Source organism: Nocardiopsis sp. NPDC058631 (genome assembly GCF_042716955.1).
Lineage (GTDB): Bacteria > Actinomycetota > Actinomycetes > Streptosporangiales > Streptosporangiaceae > Nocardiopsis.
Window position 1 is genome coordinate 17678 of the sequence record NZ_JBHXQY010000026.1, and the last position, 19633, is coordinate 37310.

Below are 19633 nucleotides of genomic sequence, written 5' to 3' on the forward strand. Positions count from 1 at the left end.
ACTTTCTCCCGTTTGAGCTTTACACCGTCAAGGTGAGGGTGTTGTCTTCGCCCGCGCCCTCTCCCCCCACCTCTACCAGGTGTTTCCTGGCCAGTTCAGCGGCCCTTTCCTGAGGGGCCCAGTCCCGGTCCCGGTACCAGTGGGCGACCTGGGCGGCCATCACCGCCATCTGCCGGACCGCCTCCAGGCAGGCGTCCTCGTCCCGCAGGGCCTGCGGATCCGCCGCGGCCAGGGCGCGGGCCGCCTCGCGCAGCCGGGCGGCCGCCACCGTGGCCGCGGCCCGCACCGGAGGGCGCCCCGCGTGGCTCCAGTCCCGCTCGGCCGCCTCCAGCACCCCCGCCACAGGCTCCGGTGCGGCGGCTGCGGCCAGGGTGAGCGCATCGGACAGCGCCGCGACCCCCGCCGCACGTGCCCCCGCACCCCAGGGCCCCCACAGCTCCCCCTGGGCCCGCACCGCCCGGGTCAGACCCGCCCAGGGCCCACCCCCAGGCACTGGAGCCGGAACAGGGGGCACGTCGGCGAAGCGGGCCCGCACCCGGGGCAGGGACAGGTCCGGGGCCAGGGACCCGCCGGAGAACCACACCGGCTGCCCATCAGGGGCCACATCCCCGGGCAGAGCCAACGCGTACCCGGTCACGGCCCCGGCGGCGCTCTCGCGCGGGCGCAGCAGCGCCCCGCCCTCCCCCAGGGCGGCGAAGAACTCCTCCTCGGTGCGTGCGGCGGCCGCCGCACGGCGGGCCAGACACTCCAGAACGGCGCGCGAGGGCCGCTCCCGGCCCTGGCGCAGGGCCTTCTCGGTCTCGCCGCGGGTGGGGGAGGGGGCGGAGGTGTTGTCGGAGGCGCTGGTGGGGCGCAGCCCCAGCTCGTCCTCCAGGCGCCGGCACTCCTGGCGCAGGCGCAGGGCGTCGTTGTGGATGTCGGGGTTGGTGTCGTCCTGGCGGGCCAGGGTCGCGAGCAGGTGGATGTGGTGGCTCTCGCCTCCATCGTGGCGCACGGCCACCCACCGGCAGGCCCGTTCATCGCCCAGGGGGGCCACCCCGCCGGCCGAGGCGAGGCGGCGTGCGACCTGCTCCCACTCGGGGTCGGTGAGGGGGCGGTCGGTGGGGGCCACGCGGATCGCGCAGTGCCACACGTGGCGGCGCACCTGGGGGCGCACGAACCGGTCCAGGCGCCGGGCGAGCACGCCCAGGTCGGCGGCGGGGGTGCGGCCGGGGTCGGGGACGCCCAGGGTGCGCCAGGCGCCCACCTGGTGGGGATCGGTGTGCTCGTTGGCGCTTCCGGGCCCGTACAGGTACTTGAGCAGTCCGAGGGTGTCCTGGCCGCGCATCACCTTGGCGATCATGGTCGGGAGTGTTCCACAACCGCCTCGCCGGCGTCCTCGAGGGTCTCCACCGCGGCCGCGGCGCGCTCGAGCAGGGCCCGGACCTGGTCGGGTGCGGGGTCGGGGAGGGTGCGCAGGTCGGCGCCCAGGTGTTCCAGGGCGATGACGGCGTCGTTGAGGGCCACGAGTGTCTGGCGGGCGTCGGGTGAGGTGGCCAGGGTCTGGCGGGCCACGCCCAGGGCGGCGTGGGCGGCGAACCCGCTCAGGGTCATGGCCTGGTCCTTGGCGGCCTGGAGCAGCAGGGCGTGCTCGTCGTCGCTGAGGCTGAGCTTGACGTAGTTGTCGCGGCGGATGCCGATCCTGCGGTTGCCGCGCCGGTGCTGGGCTGTTTCCTCCACTGCCGGCTCCTCTTCATGGTGTGGGGGTGTTCTCGCGTTGCCTGGTGATGATGGCCGATGCGGCGGGCGGGGGCGAACGCGGGTCGAGAACCAGGGGGCCGTCCGCAGCTTCTGACAGACTCGTCCGGTTACTGGCGATTTGGGAGAAACCGATGTCCGATGTGCTGTCCGGCTCGACCTGGTGGCTGGTGTGTGCCGCGGCGCTGGTCGTGACCGGTGTGGCGGTGTGGGGGATGCGCCGTGCGGCCTCACGCAGACCGAGACCGGACCCGGGTGAGGGGCGTGCGGGGGCTGTGCCCCTGCACGGCGGCTACCTGGTGGCCACCGTAGTCATCGCGGTGGTGGCGCTGGCACTGATCCTGGTCGCGTTCACCATGAGCTACGCGGCCCTGTACGAGGCGGCCACCTGGCTTCAGGACACCCAGCTGCACGCGCTCAACGGCGGTGACCTGCGGTTCCTGTTCCCCGTGGGGATCGACGCCGTCATCGTGTACTTCCTGGCCATGGACCTGCTCATGGAGTGGCAGGGGCGCCGGCACGCGTTGAACCGGTGGGCGGCCTACGCGCTCTCGGCCATCACGATCATCCTCAACGTCTCCCAGGGGGACGGGTCCACGGCCTCCTACCTGGGCCACGCGGGCCCGCCGATCGTGATCATCCTGATCGCGGAGGGGGTGGCGGCGTGGATCCGGCACCTGGCGGGGCTCGCGCACGGCCAGGCCGCGGACCGCATCCCCGTGGGGCGGTGGATCGCGCACCCGGTCTCGACGATGAAGGTGGCGCGTCTGATGCTGGGGTGGGGGATCACCTCCTACCCGCGGGCGCTGGAGCACGAGCAGCGCCGGCAGCTGGCCTATGCGATGCTGCGCGAGCAGCACGGGCTCACCTGGCGCCGGCACACCCCCAGGCATCTGCGGTGGATGCTCGACAACGGGTACGAGCTCGACACCGCCTTCGCTCTGACCCGGGCCATGACCGCGGACACGGTGGCCATGACCGCCGCCGAGGCCACGGCCCTGGCCAACCCGGGCGGCCAACGCGGCCCGGTCGGCCACGACGATGGACAGGTTGGCCACGGGATCGGACAGCGTGGCCACGACGATGGACAGGTTGGCCACGGGATCGGACAGCGTGGCCACGACGCTGGACAGGTTGGCCAAGGGGTTGGCCACGGTGGCCAGCCGGGGCCGGCACCCGCCCTGGAGGGCGCGTCCGAGCCGCCCGCGCCCGACCCCGTCCCCGCCGATGGCCAGGACGAGACGGACACGGTGGCCACCGCCTCGGACACGCCCGTGGCCGAGGCGGCCACGCTTTCCCCGGCCCCGGACACGGCCACGCCCCGGGTGGCCACAGGCGACGAGGAGCACCCCCAGCCGGAGGCGCCCGCACCGGTCCCCGAGACCGTGCCCGCCCCCTACTGGACCCGGGAAGGGCCGGTGTTCCAGAGCCCCCCGGCCCAGGAACAGCCCGCGGCCGAGGTGCCCCGCGAGCCCCTGGCGGCCGCCGAACCCGAACCTGAGGTGGAGCAGGAGAGTGAGCCTGAGCTGCTCTCACCCGAGCAAAAGCGCGAGCGCGTGCGCGAGTTGCTGCAGACCCACCCGACGATCACCGACGCCGAGATCGCCGAGCGCATCCACGCCTCACCGCGCACCGCGCGCCGCTACCGCAGCGAGCTGGCCCCGCAGCGGCCGCTGGTGGACACCCCGCACTGACCGCCCCGGACACACCCCCGGCACCGGCGCCCGAGACGGGCTCCGTGCCGGGGCGGCGCCCGCCTCAGGCGGGGTGCGGCGGCGGGTGGCCACACCCCGCTGGCCATCTTGTGGCCACCATGGCCAAGGCTCTGGCCACGGTGGCCACGGCCATCCGGGGCGCGCCGGTTTTACCGCGTAAAACCCTGCGGCACCGCTCGGCGCACCGCCTCCCCGCAACCGGACGCAGCCGGTGCCGGACACGGTGTCCACACAGTGGCCAAGCATGTCCACCGGCCTTGGCCACGCGTGGCCAAGGCCCTGCAGTGCAGGGGGCGCCCGGTCCAGGGCGCGTCCCCCACCGCTGGAGTTTTACGCGGTAAAACCCGCCGGGCCTCTCGAGCCCCGGCCGCTGATCAGGGATTCGCAGGTGGGGGCTCATCGTGACGTTCGCGCGGGGACGACGGACACAGCACCGGGAAGCACCGAGGTCGACTCCGGGAGTGCCCTGTGCCCTCGTCCTGGTCCGGCCGAGGCTCACTGGCGCGTCCCGTGTGTCCAACGCACGGGAGACACCCCCGTACCCCTGTTTGGCCACCGCCGGACACCGTGGCCAAGGCCTTGGCCACGCCTGGCCATCGTGGTCCAGGCGTGGCCACCAGGCCCGGCCACGGTGTCTCCAGGTCTGGCCATGGTGGCCGACAGAACGGGCGCGGCGCGGGGCCCGGTCCGGGGTGTGGTCACTCTGTGGCCACGGTGGCCAGAGCCCGCCGACAGTGCTGGCCAAGAAGTGGCCAAGGGGTGCGGCCACCCCTTGGCCGGGGTGCGCCAGGGGCCGCACGGCGCCTCCCCGAGCCCTAGGCTCGGGCCGTGATCCATCTCCAGGTACGTGGCGAGGACGGCACCATCCAGGCTCGCTCCGAGCACGGTCTGGTCTGGGGGCCGGAGCTGGCCGGCCTCGACCAGTCGGTGTTCGCGATGCTGGGGCACCTGCTGCCGTACGCGGACACCGTTTTCAACAGCCGCCAGGTGTCCACCCTGCTGGGAGAGGTGCCGCGCCTGCCACCGGGCGTGCTCAGCGACGAGTTCGCGCGTGCGTTGCTGGACCTGGGTCACAGAGTCCTGGACGGAGAACACCTGTACCTGTGGTTCCTCGGAGACTGAGCCAGCAGACCCGCCCACTCCCGGAGGCCGCGGCCTGAAGGGCTGGGACGACCACCGCGCAGGGCACCGCGTGGCCCCGCTCGTCGTGGCGGGCGGCCCCCACCCCGGGTGGAGGAGCTCGTGGGTTTTACCGCGTAAAACCCTGCGTCCCCGACCCATGCCCGCACCCTCCCAGGCGTGGCTGTGGCCACCGTCGGACACCGTGGCCAACGCTCTGGCCACGCGTGGACAACGGTGGCCATGCCTGGCCACCGCCTTGGCCACGGTGTCCTCCAGGTCTGGCCACGGTGGCCACCAGAACGTGTGCGGCGCGGAGCCAAGCCCGGCGCGCGGCCACCCCGTGGCCACGATGGCCAGAGCCCGTCGGCGGCGCCGGCCACGGTGGCCAAGGGGTGGCCACCGTGGCCAGGGAGCGACTCGGCCATGTCCGGGGGCGACCCATCCGAGAACCTGGCGCGGTGATCGCCAGGCGGCGCCGGAGGGTTTTACGCGGTAAAACCCGGGCCCTCGCCAGAGCCCCGGGGAAGTGCGCGGCGGGCCCGAACGGCTCGACGGGTTTTACCGCGTAAAACTCAGGGCCCAGAAAATCGCCCAGGGGGCGGTGCGATCGCGCGGCGCCGCCCGCCCCCTCCCCGGAGCGGGACACCGCAACGGCCCCCCTGTGCGCGAGATCCAGTGTCAGACCCGGCCCGCACCCACACCTGCCGCGTGCGTGCTAGGCCTGGCGTGCCGCCTCGTGCAGGCGCACCCGCAGCCGGTCCGCCAAGGTCGAGACCCGCTCTGCCGCCGGGGTGTCGGGAGCGGCGGCCGCCGCGGCCTCCAGGACCAACAGCACGTCGTGGGCCTCCTCCAGCGTCAACAGCGGCGGCACCGACCCCGGCGCGAGCAGATCGTCGACCAGGTCCACCTTGGTGGGCAGGCTCTGCCGGATCCGTGTGCGTGCCGATCCCAGCCCGCTCTGCCCCAGGCCTGCGCGCCGCTGCCCCATCGTTTCGCCCCTCGTGCTCGGTGCCCCTTGGCCGACCGTAGCGCCACCCGCACCCCCAGGTGGCTGAACTACAGCCGGTCCAGGAACGCCTGGGCGAACCGCTGGAGTTCGTCGGGGCCCAGCCCTGAGGCCAGCTCCTTGTAGACCTGCTCGGCCAGGACTTCGGGTTCGTCCCAGGACAGGTCCAGCGTCAGCTGCTCCCCCGGCTGCGGGGCGCCCTTGGGCTGGGCGGCATCGCGTGGGGGATTCTTCGCCACCGGAGGTGCGGGCTGTGCCGGGGCCGCCGGGGAGGGGGCGGCAGGGTCGGCGGGTTTTACCGCGTAAAACTCCTCCTGCTGCTTGCGGCGGGCGGCCAGCTGCTCCTGGGGTGGGAGTTTGCCCAGTTCCCGGGCCTGGGCGAGCTTCAGCTCCCCGTCCTTGAGCTCCTGCTGCAGATCCGGGTGCAGGTCGAGCAGGATCAGGCGCTGGGTGATCCACCCGTTGGACTTGCCCAGCAGGGCCGCGGCCTGCGAGCGGTTCAACCCCTGGCCCAGGAGCTTGCCGATCTCACGGGCCTCCTCCAGGGGGTGCAGGTCCTGGCGGTGGATGTTCTCGGCCAGCACCGCCGCGCGCAGGGTGACCTCGCTGTCGTCCTGTTCGCCGCGGGGGGTGCGCACGTGCACCGCCACGGTTTCCAGGCCGGCCTGCTGCGCGGCGGCCAGGCGGCGGTTGCCGTTGATGACGACGAAGACCGCCTCGGCCACCGCCTCCTCGTGCTCGGGGTGGGCGTGGACGTAGGCGCGGCGGGGGAGGACGTGCAGCGGTTGCAGCAGCCCGTGCTCGGTCAGGCTGCCCGCGAGCTCGGAGAGGTCGCCCAGGCTCTCGCGCGGGTTCTCGGGGTTACCGACCAGGTGTGCCAGGGGCACCCGGGAGGGGTCTGCGGGGGCCTCCCCCGCGGCCTGGGAGATGAGTTGGCGGCGGGCGCTGGTGGCGCGGCCCGCGGCGCCGAAGGAGGCCGAGCGGCCCAGCTTGTCGGCCTTGCTCATGCCAGGATCCCCGCGATCTTGCGCATGGCGGCGGCCTGGTCGGACTTGGGGTCGTAGACGAGCAGGCCCTGCTTGCTGCGCACCGCCTCACGCTGCTCCTTGCGGTCGGGCACCACGGCGATCACTGCCGGGTCGCCGATCTCCTGCCAGGCCTGCAGGGAGGAGGTGGCGATGTACCCGCGGCGGCTGTCGTACATGTTGACCACCAGCCCCAGGTAGTCGACCTCCAGGCGCATGTCCTGGCGCAGGTCCTCGATCTGGCCGGTCAGCAGGGTGTAGGCGTCGGCGCTGGAGTCCTCGGCCTGCACCGGGATCACCACCCCGGAGGCGGCGGGCTTCTCCTCGGGGCGGCGGCGCCCGTAGTAGATGGCGCTGTCCATGGCCAGCCCGAGGCTGGGCGGGCAGTCGACCACGATGACGTCGAAGGCGGACTCCAGCGGTTCCAGGGCCCGCTCCAGGGCGGCCTCGCGGGCGCGGATCGTGGAGAGCTTCACGTCCAGGACGAACCCGTCGGCGCACGCGGGCAGCAGGTGCAGCCGGTCGGCGAAGCGCTCGTCGGCGATGGGCACGACGAGGTCGGCCAGGTCCCCGTGGGCCTCGCCGGTCATGTGCTTGACCAGGCTGTCGCTGCCCAGGGCCAGGTTGTCGACCCCGAACTGGGCGGTCAGGTGGCCCTGGGGGTCGAAGTCGACCAGGAGCACGCGCTGGGCGGGGCCGCCGTACTCGATGCCTTCGGCGTAGGCCTGCCCCACTCCGGCGGACAGGGCGGTCTTGCCCACGCCGCCCTTCTGGTTGGCCAGGATCCTGCGGCGGGGATGCGGTGTTGCCACGTGCTCCTCCTGTGGGGAAGGGTGGTCGGCGAGCCAGAGCTCCAGGGCCTGGGCCAGGCCCTGGATGTAGGAGACCCTGCGCTGGGCGCAGTGCGCCTTGAAGGTGTCGTAGACACCCGGCGCCAGCCAGGTGCTGAAGGGCGGGGCCCCGGAGGTGTCCGCGACGGGCCGCGGGCCGGCCTGCTGCCAGGCCTGGAGGGCTTGGGCCACTACGTCCTGCATGTCGATCCGGTGCTCGGCGGCGCGGACCTTCACGCGGGCCCGGAGTGGTGCGGGCAGCTTGGAGGTGACCTTCTCCCTCTCGCCGGAGGTTGGTGATGCCATGGGCGTTACCTTACTAACGCCGCCTGAGCTGGGCGAAGCTCTTCTGCGCGCGTGCCGCGATCTTTTACCCGGTAAAACCGGGGCCGGCGGTGCCGTGCCCCGGCGGGTTCCTCCGCCCTGGACGGGGTTCGCAGCGAGGCGCTCGGTGGGGCACCGGCGGGCCCAGACCACGGCGACGACGGCCAGCGAGGTCGGGGAGAAGCCGGTCACGGTGCCGGCGCCCGCCCCGGTTTTGGCCCGCGCGGGGTTCTGGCGCCCGCGACGGAGGGCCCGGACGTCGGGTGGGCGCCAGGTTCCCGCGTGGAACCGGGGGTCCCGGGGGCTGGCCCCCGGGTACCACCAGGCGCCCGCCCCGCCGGACCTACCGGCCGATCCCCGGGCCGCGGCCGCGGATGGGTCCCGGGGTGTGCCGGTAGGGCGCCGAGGGCGGGGGCGTGGGGCGCGGCGTCCTGGTCTTGCGCACCGGCGCCGGGGCGGGGGCGGGGGCGGGGGGTGCGCTGATCCGGGACGGGGGCCTCTTGGCGCTCCGGCCCGCCATGCCCTTGCGCCAGGCCGCGTGGTCCAGCTTCGTCAGCCCGTCGGTGTTCAGGGTGGCCAGCTCGGCCCTGGTCAGCGCCCGGGAGGTGGCCACCGGTTCCAGGGCGGTCAGGTGCTGGGCGCGCTGGGCGGCGGCCACGGCCGCGCTCTCCTGGCGCTCGCGGCCCGCCCGTGCCTGCTCGGACAGCTTCCGGGCCCGGTCGCGCAGGGCGTCGGCCTGGCCGGAGACGTGGTGGATCCGCTCGCCCGCCTGGTGGGCGGCGGCGCGGGCGGCGGCCGGGTTCGTCCTGCCCATCATCAGCCGCAGCCGCCCGACCTCGGCTCGCTGTTCGGCGAGCCGGTACTCCTCGCGCAGCGCGGGCAGGGCGGATTCCAGCTCGGTGGCCTGGCGGATGAGGGCGCGGGCTTGGGCGGCCTGGCGCTCGTGCTCGGGCACGACCTGGTCGTCGTCGTGGTCGGCGGCCGCCGGGGCGGGGAGGTCGGGGGTGCCCTCGGGCAGGCGGGCGGCGAGTTCGTCCAGGAGTAGCTGGTCCTCGTCGTCGGTGAGGGTGGCGGCGTAGGCGGCCACGGCCCGCGCCAGCGCCTGGGCCTCGTCGGCGGCCTCGCCCAGCCGGGCCCGGGTGATCTCCGGTTCGATCTCGGCCGCCGGGAGGTACAGGTCCGTGCGTTCCCGCGCCCGGCTCATGGCCGGGTACAGGCCCCTCGCGTCGGCGCCCAGGCCGTAGACGTGGCACCGGTCCGTGGTCATGCCCTGGGCGGAGGCGATCGTGGTCGCGTAGCCCAGGTCCAGGTCGCCGCGCCGGAGCTGCTTGGGGCTGATCCAGGCCTGCTGGGGCCGCCCGCCGTGGCGCCAGGCGATGCGGGCGCCCCGGTTGGCGTCCACGGCCGTGACCACGCCCCGGTAGCCGTTGAGGACGTCGACCTCGCCGTCGCCGCGGCGGGACCGGTAGTCGTTGCTGTTGACGAGCACGGGGATGTCAGTGGATCGAGCACCAACTTGTCAGTGGGTGCGAGCACGAACATGTCAGTGCTCGACTTCTGCTTCCTCTCCCGCTGACGGTGAGTATTCGGGGAAGAGGCTGAACCGGACGTCCGGGTCGACGGCGAACCCGTCCTCGGCGGTGTCCGCTGCCAGACCGGCCTCGGCCAGGCCCCGGGCGCCGGCGTCCCAATCCGCGTCGCGCGGCGGCGGGCCGAACCCCAGCAGCGCGGCCAGGACCCCGGCTTCCTCGGCTCCGATCGGGATCACCCGCCCGGCGGCCTTCTCCAGCGCGGCCCGCTGGTCGGCGGTGAGCAAGTCCATCCGGGCCCCCAGGACGTAGGTGTGCGCGCCGGTGCGGCGCACCGCCCAAGCACCGGCCGCGTCCGGGTGCGCCCGGAGGTGGTCGAGCGCGGCCTTGAGCCGGGGGTGAGGCCAGTCGAGTGCCTGGCACAGCGTGTAGGTGTGCATGGGGGTGCCCGCGTGCGCGAGCGCGGCCAGCACCACCCGCGCGTCGGCCGCTGCCCTGGGGGCCTGTGGTTCGTGCTCGGCGTCCTGGCGGTGGTGGGCCAGCACCGGTTCCAGGTCGGGCAGCAGGTCGGCGGGGTGCAGGTCCAACCGGCGAGCCAGGTCGATGAGCACCCGCGCGGGCAGCTCGGGCAGGCCCCGCAGGGAGTCGTGGTCCAACTGGTGGGGGTGCACGCCCAGTAGGTCGGCGACCTCGCGGACGGTCACCCCGCACTGGGCCATGCGCTCGTGGAGCGCCCACCCCTTCATCCCCGGGCTCCGGGGAGGCGGGACAGGGACAGTCCGCGCAGGCGCATCCACCCGCCCAGGCGGGGTGTCCTGCCGTCGCCGTCCTGGCAGCGGGTGGAGTGCGTCCAGGGGCGGTCCACGAACAGGTCGCGGCAGAGCGCGCGGACTCCGGTGAGCAGCCCTGGGACGGGGCTGCGGCCGCCGGGGAAGCTGACGTAGTCGGGGTGGACGAAGAACGGGTCGATGTCCAGTGCGCCCTGGTGGTGGCGGTGGGCCAGGTGGGCGGCCATGAACAGGCGGATGTGCGCGGGCAGGCGCACCGTGCCGGTGAGTTCCTCGTACTCGGTGCCGTAGCGGTCGCGCCTGGGCTCGGGAAGCGGGGGGTGGCGGCACCGGCGGATGGAGTAGCGCGTGGGATAGACGGGGATCGTAGGGGGGTGTTGCCACTGGAGCTGCCCGGCGGGGGTCACGTCCTGGCAGGTGATGGTGTCGAAGAACCGCGGGTCCTGGTCCAGGTGCAGGGCCAGGACGGTGGCGGCGACATGGTCGGTGCGGTAGTGCCGGTACAGCCGGTGGGTGCGGGTCAGGTCCAGGTGCCCGCGTAGCGCGGCGGCGGGGTCGGGGCCCAGGCGGGTGGTGTTCCAGCGCAGCAGCCACTCGGTGCGCAGCAGCGCGGCCTGGGCGGCCCGCACCCGGAGCAGGGCCAGGCGGGGGTCGACCAGCGCCCCGATGAGGTCGTCGCGCAGGTAGGCGGTCAGCGAGACTGTGAAGTCGCCGGCGCCGCGGGCGCCCTGCTCCCAGTCCAGGGTCCGGGCCAGGGTGGCCTGGTAGATCTCGTCGACGCGGGCGAAGGCGGCGCGCCCGAGCCGGTCTCGGCAGGCGGCGCGGAACCGGGGGAAGTCGACCAGGGGCAGGTCCGGGACGTCCACCGTCGGTGGCGGCGTGGGGGGTGCAGCGCCTTGGCGCAGGGCTCCGCCCAAGGTCACGGCGAAGGTGTAGGTGTTCTGGACCCGCAGGTTCCGCTCCCGCTCCAGGGGTGGGATGCGGGGCGTCTGGCCGTTGCTCCAGATCAGCGTCAGGTCGCACTCCACCTCGGCCAAGGCCCGGATCTGTTCGTCGGCGAGCAGGTGGGCGCGGTCCACGACCACGTGGCGCACGCCGTGGGCTCGTATCCAGGCCCGCGCCAGCCGCCACAGCTCTCCGGGGGTTCCCGCGGGCAGGGCGCGGGGGTCCTTGCCCAGGGCGCGCATCGTGTCCCGGACCAGCGCGAGGGACCCGGTGGCCTGCGGGGTGGGGTGCACGATCAGGTGGGGTCGGGCGCCCAACGCGCTGTCTGAGCGCTGGTGGTGGATGCCGGGCAGGGGTTCGTCCCCGGCGTTGTGGACCAGGGTCAGCTCAGGCATCGGCTCCCCCGCCCAGCAGGGCGTAGGCGTTGGCGAGTACCGCTGCGTTCAGGGTGTCGGTGCCCTCCTCGGCGCACAGCGCCGCGGCGGTGTGGGTGAAGGACGCCCAGTCGCGCAGGGTGCCGTGGGCGAAGGTGTCGTCGACCTCCAGCAGCAGCTCCTGCGGGGCCTGGGCGTAGATGGGGTGGTAGGCGCCCATCAGCGCCGCGACGTCGCGGCGCGGGATCGGCTTGAAGGGCACCATGCGGAACAGCCGCGAGCGCAGCATCGGCTCGCGCGAGAGCACCTCCCAGCAGCCGTTGCCGCCCGCGTACAGCAGCGCGAAGCGGGTGTCGGGGTGGTCGTGCAGGTGGCGCAGGAGTTCGAGGCAGTCGCCGTTGAGGCGCTGGGCCTCGTCGACCACGACCAGCCGGGACAGGCCGGACAGGTGGTCGATGAGGGCGTTGACGAGCTGGAACCGGTTGCGGCGCGCGGGTGCGCGCTCCCCGGTCAGGGCGAACAGCAGCTCGTCGGCGACCACGCGCATGGACGGGTGGGAGGGGAAGGCCAGCACCACCGGCTGGGTGTGGGCGTGCTCGGCCACGGTGGCATGGACAGCGAAGGTCTTGCCGGTCCCGGCGGGCCCGTAGATGACGCCGGTGGCCTGGTGGGCGACCAGGTCGGTGACGGCGCGGCGTGTGAGCTGGAAGGAGCGGGTGTTGAGGGTGGAGGCTCCGGTCAGGCCCATGAAGTGGGCGGGTGCGCTCACGGGTTCTCGTTCTCCTCCACGACGGGGTGGACAGTGGGGTCGACCAGGCCCAGCAGGCTGGTGCTGGACTTGGCCGCCAGCGCCTGGTCAAAGCGGCGGCGGGCGAGCTCGTCGCCATCGGTGGCGGGCATCAGCCGCGACTCGGCCGCGGGGGCGGCCCCGGTCATCGGCGCCAACTCGGTACGGGAGCGCCGGGCCGAGCGGCGCTGGGCGGCGGCCAGCCGGCGCGCCTCCTCCTTCTGCGCGGTGCGGAACGCCTGCACCTGTTCGGGGGTCAGGTGCGCCTGGGGGTAGGCGGTGCACAGGTGCTCGCCGCCGGTGTAGACCTCGATGGAGCGGTTGTCGTGGGGCATGTAGCGGATCTGGACGCGCTCGCCGCGCCGCCCCAGGAGTTCGGGCGCCAGGTAGGACATGCGCTCCCAGCGGATGCCGTCCTTGCCCACGACGCGCTCCTCCTGGGCCAGTAGCAGGTGGCGCAGCCGCTCCGCGCTGATGCGCGCCAGCGGGGCGGGGTCGACCTCCCACGCCCGGGCCGGGGAACGGCCGCCCAGGGCGGAGTGGGCGTGGGCGGTGTTGTACCAGGCGACCCACTCCCGGACCCGGCCGACCAGGGTGTCGATGCCCATCGGGCGCACCTGGGCGGTCTCGGCCGCCGCCCGCGCGGCGGGGCGGTCGTCCACGGGGCCGTGTAGGCGCCCGGCCGCGTCCCGGGGGCCGCCGGTGAACCCCGGCAGAGCGGACAGCAGCATCTGTTCCAGGGTGCGGTGGAAGCGCTCGACCTTGCCCTTGCGGTGCGGGGTGTAGGCGGGCAGCCGGTGCACGTCCACCCCCAGGGCTGCCAGGGCATCGGTGACCGGGCGGGCGGCGAACTCCAGGCCGCGGTCGATGCGCACCAGCGCCGGGACCGCGCCGAACGGGCCCCGCTCGGGGTCCTCGACCAGCCCGGCCCGCAGCGCGGCCAGCACGGTGCCGGTGTGCGGGGTGAGCGTGATCGACCACCCCACTAGGGCGCGGGTGGCGTCGTCGACGATCGTGGTCATCCACGGGCGCACCGCGCCCCCGCGCGGGGGCAGCACCAGGACCGGGAGCTGCTTGTGGTCGGCCTCCCACACCTGGTTGCGCACTGACGGCGGCCGGGACAGGTACACGTCGGCATCGCGGCGGGCGTTCTCCCCGCCCTGCCACAGGGCTCTTTCGGCGGCGGTGAGCTGGGTGGCGAACGCGCGGCGCAGGGTGTGCACGGACACCGGCCGCGCGCCCTGCCACCCCTGGGTGAGGGAGTCGGGGACCGGGACGCCCGCTGGCGCGGCTGTGCCCCCGGTGACGGAGCTGCGGGGCCCCCGGTGACGGAGCTGCGGGCGCGGTGCACGGCGGCGGCGTTGCCCCGGTAGAAGGCGTAGGCGGTCCGGTCGGTGTCGGTGAGCCGGTATCCGGGGCGGGCCCGGCCGTCGGCCCGCGGTGCGTGGGGGTCGATCCACCGCCACACGGTGCGCTCGCTGACCCCGCACCCCTCAGCGACCAGGCGCACGTGCCGGGCGGTGAGCTGCCCGGCGTCGGCGAGCTGCCGCAACCGCTCGGTCGCCGAATGACGCCGCTCCGGGTCGACTCGACCCACCGCCACCACCTCCAGCGCGCAGCCCTCGATGTCGAGTATGAGCTGACCAGTGGCGATGTGTTGGAAAAACAGCAAACCCCGCACCGTAGTTGGGTGCGAGCCAGGTCGGTAAGTCGGAAGGCGACCTTCTGGAATCTCTGAGGTGACTTGGATATTATCTGAGGCACACGTCTTGACCGGATCACCGGCAACGGACGCGAGGGCGCCACACCTACAACGGCGTGGAGGAGGGAGCTGTGAGTTACCAGAAGATCTCAGTGAACCTGTCAGACGAGGTGATGCAGGCCTTGAAGGCCATGGTGGAACGCGACAACGTCACCATGACGGAGGCGATTCGCCGAGCCATCTCGACTCAGAAGTTCCTGGATGACGCGCAGCGTTCGGGCCAGCGGATCTTGCTGGAAGACCCCGAGTCCAAGGACGTGCAGAGGATCGTGTTCCGATGAAGGAGGCAGGCATGTCTGGCCGAGATACCGACGGTTCGCGTTGCCCTCACGACGCTAAGCAGGCCACCCACAGCTCAGTTTCACCGGGTGAGTCGGCAGGCGTGAGGGAGCAGTGCAACGCACGAGCTCACCAAGTGACTGTCCGCACAACCGATGAGGTGATCCAGCCATGTTGCAGCCAGGATAAAGAAGCTCCTTTCGGAACCACTCATTCAGAGACCGCTACCTGCTGTGGGCAGGCCTCGACCTCCCAGAGCCAGGGGATCTCAGAGGCGCCCAATGACGCCTCCTGCCGCGGGCTCGACCATCCGAGCCTGGTGCCCCACACCATCGAACAAACAGAAGCACGGACGAGGGGCAACATAGCGTTGCTGGTCGTGACGCTCTTCGGCCTGGTGCTCCTGATCCAGATGATCGCCGTCATCATCGGCGCCTTCACCGGCGTTCCGATCGATGAACTGACCGGCTTCTTCCAGACGGTCACCGACGGGACACTCTTGCTGGTGACTCTCGCACTCGGGTACTACTTCGGCGCCCGGAGTTCCCGAGTGCAGGCAGAGAAGTGAGGGGTCCTCGTTGAGGTTGGCGGCCCGGCGAATCGCCGGGCCGCCTTGGTTGGTGCCCCTGGCTTCTGATACCCCGAAGTATCAGAAGCCAGGGGCCGTGCCGGGTTCTGATATCGCGGGGCCCGGGTAGGTTCAGGGGCCCGGAACCACTTCTGATATCAGGAAGGCGCCGCCCGATGCCGCCACGCCAGGACGTCCCGGCCGTCCACACCCCGGTGTTTGCCTCCTACGCCGCCGCCCTGGAGCGGGCTCCGCTGGATGCCCACACCCGCCGCGCCTACGCCTCCCGGGTGCGGTCCTTCCTGGCCTGGCTGGACGACGCCGCCCCGGCCGGAGGCGACCCGCTCACCGACCCCCACGGCCGTGACTTCGCCGCCCGCGACTACCGCGCCCACCTCAAGACCGTGCTCAAGCGCTCGGCGGCCACCGCCAACGCCCACCTGGTCGCCCTGGACCACTTCTTCACCCACCTCGGCCTGGGTCCCGCCACCGTGGGCCGCGACGAGCCGCCGGCCACCGCCCCCCGTGCGCTGGCCCCGCGCGAGCAGAAGCGGTTCCTGCGCGCGGTGGAGAAACGCCCCCTCGCGCGCGACCGGGCCCTCGGGCGGCTGCTGTTCTACTCCGGGCTGCGCGTCAGCGAACTCGTCGCCCTGGACGTGGAGGACGTGCCGCTGTCCGCACGCAAAGGGACGGTGATCGTGCGGGCGGGCAAGAACGACGACTCGCGCACCGTGCCCCTGGCCGACGCCTCCGCACGCACCGCGGTGGCCGTCTGGAAGCGCGAACGGGCCGCCTGGCCCGGTGCCGACACCGCGGCGCTGTTCCTCAACCGCCGCGGGGGCCGGTTGAGCGACCGGGCGGTGAACCTGCTCCTGGACGAAATCGCCGCCGACGCCGACCTGGTCGACGAGAACGGCCGCCCGGCGCTGTCGGCGCACACCCTGCGCCACACCTTCGGCACCAACCTCACCCGCAGCAGAGTGGACGTGGTCACCGTCGCCCAGCTCATGGGCCACAAGCGCCTGGAGACCACCCGCCGCTACACCCTGCCCACCCAGGCCGACATGGAAGCCGCCGTGGCCCACCTTCCCACCGACGAGTGATCACCTTTTCGGGGTATTTCCTCCGCCTTGCCGTCGAACGACCGCCATGATGGTCCTCATGGCGAAGATCCGGCACCCCATGTGGCAGAGCGCGGCAGTGGAATCGGTCTGCGCGGTCCTGGCCAGCACGGATTCCCCGGGGCTCTCCGGCTCGGAGATCACCACGCTTCTGAGCGTGTCGAGAGTCCCCGACGTGGACCCCAGCGCGAGCAACAAGAGGAAGCGGCTCTGGGCGGCGCTGATGACCCAGCAGCAGCGGGACCAGGCTGCGAACTGCATCATCAGGTTCATCACCGAAGCCATGGCCCCGGGGCGCTACGTCCAGGACCGCGCCCGCTTCGAAGCGCTCAAAGACGCGCTCAACGAGCCTTTGGCGTTACTGGGGCTGCGGGTCAACGAGGCCGGGAAACTGGCCCGCGGGGCCAGAGCGACCAACCTTGACGAGGTCGCCAGACTGGCAGGACGGCTCCAGAGCGAACTCCGGCGCCGTGGGGTCCACCCCCAGGTGATCAGGTACTGCGAGGAGGAGATCCTGCGCCAGTCGGTGTTCCACGCGGTCTTCGAGGCCACCAAGGGGCTGGCCGAACGGCTGCGCGAGATGTCGGGATCCACACTCGACGGAGCCGACCTGGTCGACCACTGCTTCAGCACGCGGAGGCCACCACCCCTGGTCCGCATCAACGGCTTCACCACCGAGAGCGAGATCAGCGAGCACAAGGGGTTCGCCAACCTCCTCAAGGGAGTGTTCGGCACCTTCCGCAACCCGCCGGCGCACACCCCCCGCGCCACCGCGGGATGGCGCATCCCCGAACCGGACGCCCTCGACCTGTTCTCCGCCCTGTCGTTCATGCATCGGCGTCTCGACGCGGCCACTGTCACCCGCTTGCCCTGATCTGCGATTCCTGCTGCTGAACCCTTAGCGCGGGTTTTCGTTCCGATGTTCCTCAACCCCGAGAAAGGCCCAACATGCTTGAAGCCCACGGGAGCGCGAGCGACGAGAAACCGTCGAATGACACCACCGAGGCTGAAGCAGGCCTCCTCGCTGAGGTCGATGAGGTACTTCATGGCGAGCGAACCTTGTGGCGCGCCACTGAGCGCCTTGTCGGCCTAACCGCTCCCTACGTCGATGAGGTCTGTCTGGGTGTGCCCCTCACAGAGGGGGGTTTCAACGTGGACATCGTCAGCCGGACCATCGTGCGGCGCGCCCACGACGCACTCGCAGCGATCACGGCCGCCGTGGATTCCCCGGCCCGCGCCAACGCCCGAGTACATCTCCGAACGATGACGGAGGATCTGATCTTCTTGCAGTGGCTTCGGAGCCTCGATGAGGGAGTTGCGGCCAAGTTTGTGCAGATAAACGCACTTGTGGAAGCGTTGACGGCTGTCGATACGCAGGAGAAGTTCCTGCCCATCGCGTACCAGCGGCTGGGAACAGACGTCCCTAACCTCGGGTTCCCCGATGTCACAGACACCCTGGAGCGAGCGAAGAACGACTTGAAGGAGCTCTGTCGGGGGCAAGGATGGTGGAGGAATCGGCCCCCGACCATCAGGAAGATGGCTGAAGAAACCGACCTGGTGCAGGTGTACGACTTCTTCTACTCCCTCAGCTCCAAGGCGGTGCACTCCAACCTGCACGAGATGGGACGCATGGTGTGGGGTACCGAGCACACCGTGGACATCTCCTCCAAGCCGTTCGAGGACCTCCACCCCAACCTTGCCGTCGTGTACGGGACATGGCTCTTCCATGACCTCCTGAGTGCGGTCATGGGCCTGTTCGAACCGATCCAACGGCTGTCGAGCGGCCAGGCATACGGGGTGTGGCTCGCTCTGATTCTGTTCAGGCCAGCGCACAACGGACGGTTGCCGCTGCTGATCCACCCGGAAGAGCTCAGATGGCGGCGAGGCTCCGCCTAGCAACGGTGCTGCCTGAGTCGGGCTTGTGGCACTGACATCTTCGTGCTCGCGACCACTGTCATGTTCGTGCTCGTCAACAGGGAGGTCAGTGGAAACGCAGCCAACTTGTCAGTGGTCGGCGCAACGAAGATGTCAGGACCGCACAAGCCGGCCCTGATACAGGGGGTGACCGGGTTCGGCCAGGTGTCCACACTCCGCCTGTGGCTGGCTACGGTCGCACCATGGCCACCGACCCCTCACCCCCTCGACCGCCTTGGCGCGAACGCCTCAAGGAACGACTCACCCGGCTGAGTGAACGCCTTGAGCGGCGACGCCATGGACTGTCCTGGACTGCGGTCACCGGCGGTGGGCTCGGCGCGGCCGTGGCGTTGTGGCCCCTGGCCACAACGGTCTGGGACCTGCTCGGGCTCACCAGGGGCCAGACCTGGCGCGTGGCCGCGGTGGGGGTGTGCGCTCTGGTCCTGGCTACCGGCGTGGTGGGGGTGAACTGGAAGCGCACCGCACCGGTGCGGCTGGCCTGGCTGATGCTGGCCGCCTGGGCGCTCGCTGCGGGCACGGTCGCGGCCATGACCGCCCTGGCGTGGCTGGTGCTCGACACCCCCCAGTGGAAGCCGCCCGGGGAGCTCACGCCCAAGAGCCTGGACGCGATCGCCACCCGCGCCTTCGCCATCGTCGCCGGCCTGGGCGGTGTAGCCCTGCTCGTGATCGCCTACCGACGCCAACGCACCACCGAAGCCGACGCCGGGCGCGCCGAACGGGCGGCCGAGCGCGAGGTGTCGAAGCTGTTCACCGACACCTTCGACAGCGCCAGCGACAAACTCGGCAGCGAACACGCCGCCGTCCGCCTGGCCGGAGTCCACGCCCTGGCCCGGTTGGCCGACGAAGCGCCTGAGGGGCGCGAGGACCTGGTGCAGATGGTCATCGACGTGTTGTGCGCCTACCTGCGCATGCCCTATGCCCTCGCGCCGGGCACGCTCCCCGAGGACGCCACCGACGACCAGATCGCCAAGCACCACGAACGCGAGCTGGAGTTCGCCTCCTTCCGCCAGGTGCGCCACACCATCATCCGAATCATTAGCAACCACCTACGCGAACCCACCCGCTGGCAGGGTAAGAACTACGACTTCACCGGTGTTGTCTTCGATGGCGGCAACCTGGCCGGGGCGGAGTTCACCGGCGGGGAGGTGTCCTTCAGCGGGGCCGAGTTCGTCGGCTGGGAGGTGTCCTTCAGGGGGGCCCGTTTCGTCGGCGGGGCGGTTGACTTCCGCAGGGCGGAGTTCACCGGCGGGGAGGTGGACTTCAGCGGGGCCGAGTTCACCGGCGGGGAGGTGGACTTCAGCGGGGCCGAGTTCACCGGCGGGGCAGTGTCCTTCTTCGGGGCCCGTTTCACCGACGGGACGGTGGACTTCTTCGGGGCCCGTTTCGTCGGCGGGGCGGTTGACTTCCGCAGGGCGGAGTTCACCGGCGGGGAGGTGTCCTTCAGCGGGGCCGAGTTCACCGGCGGGGCAGTGTCCTTCAGCGGGGCCCGGTTCACCGACGGGACGGTGGACTTCTTCGGGGCCCGTTTCGTCGGCGGGGCGGTGGACTTCCGCAGGGCGGAGTTCACCGGCGGGGAGGTGGACTTCAGCGGGGCCGAGTTCACCGGCGGGAAGGTGGACTTCCAAGACGCTTCAGGTAGGTGTCCCATCAAACTGCTCGAAGCAGTTGAGAGCGGAGAGCCAGGAGTGACCCTGTTGCCTGAACAGTGGCAGCTGAACTCGACCGAGCACGGGGAAGAGAGGGGCTCGGAGAGCCCCTCTAACGCATCCGATCACTGACATTCCCG

Annotated in this window: 18 protein-coding genes; 8 read left to right on the forward strand and 10 right to left on the reverse strand. The window is 72.0% G+C overall.

The annotated features are described in order from the left end of the window. Positions 1-19: 19 nt before the first annotated feature. The gene (locus ACFWTE_RS11515; RefSeq protein WP_378779255.1) at positions 20-1342 is read right to left on the reverse strand and encodes a relaxase/mobilization nuclease domain-containing protein; all 1323 of its coding nucleotides are present in this window, start codon (positions 1340-1342) and stop codon (positions 20-22) included. Then, positions 1339-1719 (reverse strand): hypothetical protein, encoded by a 381-nt coding sequence (locus ACFWTE_RS11520; RefSeq protein ID WP_378779256.1) that lies wholly within the window; start codon positions 1717-1719, stop codon positions 1339-1341. Before ACFWTE_RS11520 ends, ACFWTE_RS11515 begins: the two co-directional genes overlap by 4 nt. Positions 1720-1871: 152 nt before the next feature. On the opposite strand from ACFWTE_RS11520, the gene ACFWTE_RS11525 reads away from it, so the two are divergent. Together ACFWTE_RS11525 and ACFWTE_RS11530 are read left to right on the forward strand one after the other, a co-directional pair. Then, positions 1872-3431: a DUF2637 domain-containing protein gene (locus ACFWTE_RS11525; RefSeq protein ID WP_378779257.1), complete on the forward strand. Its 1560-nt coding sequence runs from the start codon at positions 1872-1874 to the stop codon at positions 3429-3431. A gap of 849 nt (positions 3432-4280) precedes the next feature. Further along, the gene (locus ACFWTE_RS11530; RefSeq protein ID WP_378779258.1) at positions 4281-4574 is read left to right on the forward strand and encodes a hypothetical protein; all 294 of its coding nucleotides are present in this window, start codon (positions 4281-4283) and stop codon (positions 4572-4574) included. A gap of 715 nt (positions 4575-5289) precedes the next feature. Here ACFWTE_RS11530 and ACFWTE_RS11535 read toward each other — a convergent pair. From ACFWTE_RS11535 to ACFWTE_RS11570, 8 genes are all read right to left on the reverse strand, one after another. Then, positions 5290-5562 (reverse strand): hypothetical protein, encoded by a 273-nt coding sequence (locus tag ACFWTE_RS11535; protein WP_378779259.1) that lies wholly within the window; start codon positions 5560-5562, stop codon positions 5290-5292. Between the two features lie 68 nt (positions 5563-5630). Next, the gene (locus tag ACFWTE_RS11540) at positions 5631-6587 is read right to left on the reverse strand and encodes a ParB/RepB/Spo0J family partition protein (protein WP_378779260.1); all 957 of its coding nucleotides are present in this window, start codon (positions 6585-6587) and stop codon (positions 5631-5633) included. Next, complete coding sequence (locus ACFWTE_RS11545; protein WP_378779261.1) at positions 6584-7741, reverse strand: ParA family protein; 1158 nt, start codon at positions 7739-7741, stop codon at positions 6584-6586. The genes ACFWTE_RS11540 and ACFWTE_RS11545 overlap by 4 nt, the downstream gene beginning before the upstream one ends. Positions 7742-8102: 361 nt before the next feature. Next, positions 8103-9248 (reverse strand): hypothetical protein, encoded by a 1146-nt coding sequence (locus ACFWTE_RS11550; RefSeq protein WP_378779262.1) that lies wholly within the window; start codon positions 9246-9248, stop codon positions 8103-8105. A gap of 54 nt (positions 9249-9302) precedes the next feature. Next, positions 9303-10034, reverse strand: coding sequence for a hypothetical protein (locus ACFWTE_RS11555; RefSeq protein WP_378779263.1), 732 nt, complete (start codon positions 10032-10034; stop codon positions 9303-9305). After that, entirely contained in the window at positions 10031-11416 is a 1386-nt protein-coding gene (locus ACFWTE_RS11560) for a hypothetical protein (protein ID WP_378779264.1), read from the reverse strand. The genes ACFWTE_RS11555 and ACFWTE_RS11560 overlap by 4 nt, the downstream gene beginning before the upstream one ends. Beyond that, complete coding sequence (locus tag ACFWTE_RS11565) at positions 11409-12164, reverse strand: AAA family ATPase (RefSeq protein WP_378779265.1); 756 nt, start codon at positions 12162-12164, stop codon at positions 11409-11411. The genes ACFWTE_RS11560 and ACFWTE_RS11565 overlap by 8 nt, the downstream gene beginning before the upstream one ends. Beyond that, positions 12161-13411: a Mu transposase C-terminal domain-containing protein gene (locus ACFWTE_RS11570; protein ID WP_378779266.1), complete on the reverse strand. Its 1251-nt coding sequence runs from the start codon at positions 13409-13411 to the stop codon at positions 12161-12163. The genes ACFWTE_RS11565 and ACFWTE_RS11570 overlap by 4 nt, the downstream gene beginning before the upstream one ends. A gap of 604 nt (positions 13412-14015) precedes the next feature. On the opposite strand from ACFWTE_RS11570, the gene ACFWTE_RS11575 reads away from it, so the two are divergent. The 6 genes from ACFWTE_RS11575 to ACFWTE_RS11600 all read left to right on the forward strand — a co-directional run bounded on the left by ACFWTE_RS11575 (position 14016) and on the right by ACFWTE_RS11600 (position 19625). Then, complete coding sequence (locus ACFWTE_RS11575; RefSeq protein ID WP_378779267.1) at positions 14016-14225, forward strand: ribbon-helix-helix protein, CopG family; 210 nt, start codon at positions 14016-14018, stop codon at positions 14223-14225. A gap of 317 nt (positions 14226-14542) precedes the next feature. Next, a complete protein-coding gene (locus ACFWTE_RS11580; RefSeq protein WP_378779268.1) occupies positions 14543-14791 on the forward strand; it encodes a hypothetical protein in 249 nt (82 codons plus the stop codon). Between the two features lie 176 nt (positions 14792-14967). Next, positions 14968-15894, forward strand: coding sequence for a tyrosine-type recombinase/integrase (locus ACFWTE_RS11585; RefSeq protein WP_378779269.1), 927 nt, complete (start codon positions 14968-14970; stop codon positions 15892-15894). A gap of 58 nt (positions 15895-15952) precedes the next feature. Beyond that, the gene (locus ACFWTE_RS11590) at positions 15953-16786 is read left to right on the forward strand and encodes a TIGR02391 family protein (RefSeq protein WP_378779270.1); all 834 of its coding nucleotides are present in this window, start codon (positions 15953-15955) and stop codon (positions 16784-16786) included. Between the two features lie 74 nt (positions 16787-16860). Further along, complete coding sequence (locus ACFWTE_RS11595) at positions 16861-17808, forward strand: DUF5677 domain-containing protein (protein ID WP_378779271.1); 948 nt, start codon at positions 16861-16863, stop codon at positions 17806-17808. Between the two features lie 200 nt (positions 17809-18008). Beyond that, entirely contained in the window at positions 18009-19625 is a 1617-nt protein-coding gene (locus tag ACFWTE_RS11600) for a pentapeptide repeat-containing protein (RefSeq protein ID WP_378779272.1), read from the forward strand. The last annotated feature ends 8 nt before the right edge of the window (positions 19626-19633 follow it).

Bases quoted from the DNA above. Each gene is read 5' to 3' on its own strand.
- ACFWTE_RS11515 (WP_378779255.1), bottom strand. From the start codon at position 1,342: ATGATCGCCAAGGTGATGCGCGGCCAGGACACCCTCGGACTGCTCAAG.
- ACFWTE_RS11525 (WP_378779257.1), top strand. From the start codon at position 1,872: ATGTCCGATGTGCTGTCCGGCTCGACCTGGTGGCTGGTGTGTGCCGCG.
- ACFWTE_RS11535 (WP_378779259.1), bottom strand. From the start codon at position 5,562: ATGGGGCAGCGGCGCGCAGGCCTGGGGCAGAGCGGGCTGGGATCGGCA.
- ACFWTE_RS11540 (WP_378779260.1), bottom strand. From the start codon at position 6,587: ATGAGCAAGGCCGACAAGCTGGGCCGCTCGGCCTCCTTCGGCGCCGCG.
- ACFWTE_RS11545 (WP_378779261.1), bottom strand. From the start codon at position 7,741: ATGGCATCACCAACCTCCGGCGAGAGGGAGAAGGTCACCTCCAAGCTG.
- ACFWTE_RS11555 (WP_378779263.1), bottom strand. From the start codon at position 10,034: ATGAAGGGGTGGGCGCTCCACGAGCGCATGGCCCAGTGCGGGGTGACC.
- ACFWTE_RS11560 (WP_378779264.1), bottom strand. From the start codon at position 11,416: ATGCCTGAGCTGACCCTGGTCCACAACGCCGGGGACGAACCCCTGCCC.
- ACFWTE_RS11585 (WP_378779269.1), top strand. From the start codon at position 14,968: ATGCCGCCACGCCAGGACGTCCCGGCCGTCCACACCCCGGTGTTTGCC.
- ACFWTE_RS11590 (WP_378779270.1), top strand. From the start codon at position 15,953: ATGGCGAAGATCCGGCACCCCATGTGGCAGAGCGCGGCAGTGGAATCG.
- ACFWTE_RS11595 (WP_378779271.1), top strand. From the start codon at position 16,861: ATGCTTGAAGCCCACGGGAGCGCGAGCGACGAGAAACCGTCGAATGAC.